Genomic DNA, 3,970 nt, shown 5'->3' on the forward strand with positions numbered 1-3,970 from the left:
GTAATAAGAAGGTTGATAGGTGGTGATTTATAGGACTGACATAGGATTGGGTTTTGTTGAAAATATTATAAAGAGTGATAACCTCAATAGGGACGGGCAGTTTATGCTGCTGATCGACCTGTTTTTAGATGCAGCAGCACAGTCCTTCCCGCCCACTCTCCCACGCTTTACCAGGGCTTAAAGATAATCCCCCGATCCTGCAATAGCTGCTTTATCCTGTGCGCGGATTATTGCTCACTCTCCAGATCGACCCACCACAAATAAAAATCCCGGATTTACCGCTCACCCGGGATTTTTCGCTCCTGTATTTTGTATTTGCCGCCGTTTTTATGATCAACATTACAATCATCGACTGCATTCTCCCCACAAACCTCTCCTCAGACAATCCCCTCCATATAATCCCCGGCTTCGTCCAGACATTCATTTATATCTTCACCGCAGGATTCGGGCTCATGAGGACAGTCAATACAGAAAAAACGGTGAGTATGACTGGAGACGTTTTCGATCCCCAGGGCCTGACAGATTTCATCTTTCTTACCGAGCCGGCGCCGAAAAGTAATATAATGAGGAATGCTTTTATCATCCGCCAGCTCCCTGGAGGTAGGAGGCCTGCCCAGCTCCATCGTTTTATCGTAAAAGCAGTCGTAAAGGAAATCATCTTCGAATACCATATCCTACATCTCCTCTCCCTGTAAAATTTCTGATGGATCGACTATAATAATATCGTCCTTTTCCGACCGCTTTTTCCCCATGATGGTGACGGTCAGATCCAGCCCGGCAAAATCGAGCACGACTTCCTGTTGGGCCTTATAATTGTCGATCGAATGATCGGTGACCTGGCCGCCATAGATTTCCTCCCCATTTTCACCGGCAGAGCCGTCCAGACTAAAGTTTTCCTCCGTCATTTTCTCACCTCCTCCAAATTTCTCAAGCTGGACCCATCATACCGCATAATCGCCGGGCTGTAAAGACTTTTGACTCTACCTGCAGGAAATCTGTCAAATTTGAGGGCTGAACTGTCAGAAATCAAAGAGAAGCTTACTGATAGTTTAGAAATTTATTGATACCCTTTACCATTATGTGATAGGGACATTCGAAAAGGGCCGTAATAATCTCTATATCAGTTCGGGTGAACTGCAATTTGCCGTTTTCCTTGCGGCAGTAGCTGCTTTCAGACATGTAAAGCTTTTCAGCCATCTCCTTCTGGCTGAAGTTGTTGATTTTTCTGAGCGATTTCAAGCTCATCAGAAAGTTGTCGGTGTTTTCGTCGCTGCTCTCATTTTGAGGCATAAACTCCCCCTCCTTTCCATGAAAATTAAATATTTACCTGAACATTGTACTATATTTTTTAATATTTGTAAAGAGATATTATTAACTTTTTTTAGAAATTTTGCAGAAAGTGGGGGGAGCGGGCAGTTTATGCTGCTGCTCGAGTTGTTTTGCTAAGGCCGGGGTAGAGTTGGGGCCAGAAATCGCACTTCCCTCGCGAGGGCACTTTCTGAGCCCGCGCTCGGCTTTAAAATTTATCAACTACATACTCGATCTCATCTCCGTCCCTGAACATAAAAAACCTGCAGTCTTCCACCCTTCTGCATTCTCCTGCAATCTTCTCCGAAATTCAGCGGCGAGTGCAATCCGATTGTAGTTTGTAGTTGTACATAAACAGCAAATGCCGCCGGAGAAGGCCCTCTCAGGCCCCTCTAGCGGCGAATGGTGGTCGATGTTCAAATGTTATTCAGATGTATTAAGTGCATTCTCCTCTCTATTAACCACATAAAAGCCATCTTCATTAACTGAATTCTCGCGATTATACTTCATTCTCTCACCGGTTTTAAGATTACGCATGATCCCTCCGGCTTCCCTGATTATACAGTCCATGGCGGCTACATCCCACTCCATGGTGGGGTTAAACCTGTAGTAGATCTCTGCCTCTCCCCTGGCTATCAAACAACCCTTCAGAGAACTGCCTCTTTCCTTTACTTCAGTTATTCTGGCTGTGTTATTAAGCAGTTGATTCAATTCCTCAGAAGCATGAGATCTGCTCTTTACAGCTCTGAGGTCATCCACTTTGTCCGAAACCGCTATCTCCCTGCAGGCTGTCTCCTTCTCAGGTCTATACCTGGCCCCTCTGCCCTTGGCGGCATAATACAACTCCCCGGTGACCGGAACGTTAATTACACCCAGCACCGGCTTCTGCCTATAGACCAGAGCTATGTTAACGGTGAATTCACCATTTCTTTTTACAAATTCCTTGGTCCCGTCCAGAGGATCAATTATCCAGCACCAGTCCTTATCCAGGCGGGTTTTATCATCACTGCTCTCCTCGGCTAAAATCGCATATCGAGGAAACTTTTTCTGCAGGCTTTTGACTATGACTTCGTTAGCCCTCCGGTCAGCCTCGGTCAAAGGAGAATCATCTTCCTTATAATCCACAGCAAAATCATTCTTTTCATAGACGGCCATAATTTCCTGGCTGGCTTCTCTACCGGCGATTATAGCTGCTCTTAGCTCATCTGCCAGTTTGCCTTGAGATTTATTCATATCTATCAGCCACCTTTCCTGCTGAAATACTGTTGCCACTGGAAATTAGTGAATACCATTTCGTCCTGCCCCACTAAAAAAAAGACTCAGGCTAACAGTGCCCGGGCTTTCTTCACACATTCTTCCAGCTTGAATTTGTCGGTATCCAGAACCAGCTCGGGGTCTTCTGGCTCCTCGTAGGGGGCGGAAATGCCGGTAAAGTTCTCAATCTCACCTTTTCTGGCCTGCTCATAAAGCCCTTTGGGATCACGCTCCTCACAGGTCTCCACCCTGGCTTTGACATATATCTCGTGAAAATATTTATCTCCCACCAGCTCCCGGGCAAAATCTCGCTTTTCCTGATAGGGAGAGATAAAGGAAACCAGTGTTATCAATCCGGCATCTTTAAACAGGGCGGCCAGCTCTGCCACCCTTCTGATATTCTCATCTCTATCCTCCGGTGTGAAACCCAGATCCTTGTTGAGACCACTTCTGATATTATCTCCGTCCAGACGGTAGACAGCTTTGCCGCTATCAACCAGCCTCTTTTCCAGTTCAATAGCTATTGTGGACTTGCCGGAGGCGGAAAGACCGGTAAACCACAGCACCTGACCGGTCTGATTCAAGTTATCACATCGCTGCTGAAAGCTTACTTTCCCTTCGGTCTCATATATATTTTCCGGTTTTTCCTGGTTCATAATCTATCCTCCTCATAGGTCCGAGCAGTTTATGCTGCTGCTCGAACTGTCTTAAATACAGCAGCACAGTCCTGCCCGCCCTTTTCCTTAGTCGTCCTGAACAATATCAGAATTCTTTTGCTTATAACATCAATCAACAGAACTTGATAAATTTCAGCAGGCCTGACTGCTAATCTTCTTTCAGCAGTTTTCTTACCTCATCCATATCTTCTATGTCGAATATATTATCTCTGATTTTGATTAAATCTTCCCTATCGGCTTTTTCCATTGACTGTTTTATATCTTCTGGTAACTCACTGGAAAATTTCTTTTTTAGTTGGGTTGTAAGGGTTTTCGCCATGCCTTCTCTCCTGCCTTCTTTGCGCAGCCTTTCTGCTGTGCTTTCCACTATGTCGCCACCTCCTGGTAATTTTGTCTCAATAATATCTCTGATCCTCTTTTCGTTCAACTCGGTCACCGTCAAGATATACTCGGACAGTGATACTAATTTTCTTCGCACAAAATCTAATCTCTTCTTCTCCGCCAGAGCTGCCAGCGCTGATGCTATCTCTTCCAATCTCACAATCTCATCTTCTGCTGTCTCCATTGTGGCTGCCAGAGAGTAAATCTTTATCATCCGGCTGGAGATCTCCTGCCAGGTCAGGTCTGTAAGTTTAAATTCGACTACTTCAAAAATAATTTGATAGCGTTTAATATCTCTGGATAAGTCTGCAAAATTATCAACGAGATCGATTAAGCCGCTGTCATCAGAA

General features: G+C 45.1%; 6 protein-coding genes. All 6 read right to left on the reverse strand.

Annotation, left to right across the window (positions count from 1 at the left end; all coding sequences use genetic code 11):
* Positions 1-377: 377 nt before the first annotated feature.
* Positions 378-671 (reverse strand): hypothetical protein, encoded by a 294-nt coding sequence (locus BLT15_RS12785; RefSeq protein ID WP_089762442.1) that lies wholly within the window; start codon positions 669-671, stop codon positions 378-380.
* 3 nt (positions 672-674) lie between these two features.
* Positions 675-905: a hypothetical protein gene (locus BLT15_RS12790; protein WP_089762444.1), complete on the reverse strand. Its 231-nt coding sequence runs from the start codon at positions 903-905 to the stop codon at positions 675-677.
* A gap of 133 nt (positions 906-1,038) precedes the next feature.
* The gene (locus BLT15_RS12795; protein WP_089762446.1) at positions 1,039-1,290 is read right to left on the reverse strand and encodes a helix-turn-helix transcriptional regulator; all 252 of its coding nucleotides are present in this window, start codon (positions 1,288-1,290) and stop codon (positions 1,039-1,041) included.
* Between the two features lie 441 nt (positions 1,291-1,731).
* Positions 1,732-2,580: a 3'(2'),5'-bisphosphate nucleotidase CysQ gene (gene cysQ / locus BLT15_RS12800; protein WP_200769775.1), complete on the reverse strand. Its 849-nt coding sequence runs from the start codon at positions 2,578-2,580 to the stop codon at positions 1,732-1,734.
* 47 nt (positions 2,581-2,627) lie between these two features.
* Positions 2,628-3,218, reverse strand: coding sequence for an adenylyl-sulfate kinase (gene cysC / locus BLT15_RS12805; protein WP_089762449.1), 591 nt, complete (start codon positions 3,216-3,218; stop codon positions 2,628-2,630).
* A gap of 169 nt (positions 3,219-3,387) precedes the next feature.
* Positions 3,388-3,970 (reverse strand): RpnC/YadD family protein (locus BLT15_RS13365; protein WP_200769776.1); only part of this gene is annotated, 583 nt, incomplete at its 5' end.

The sequence above is a fragment of the Halarsenatibacter silvermanii genome, assembly GCF_900103135.1.
In the GTDB taxonomy this organism is placed as follows: Bacteria; Bacillota; Halanaerobiia; order Halanaerobiales; family Halarsenatibacteraceae; genus Halarsenatibacter; species Halarsenatibacter silvermanii.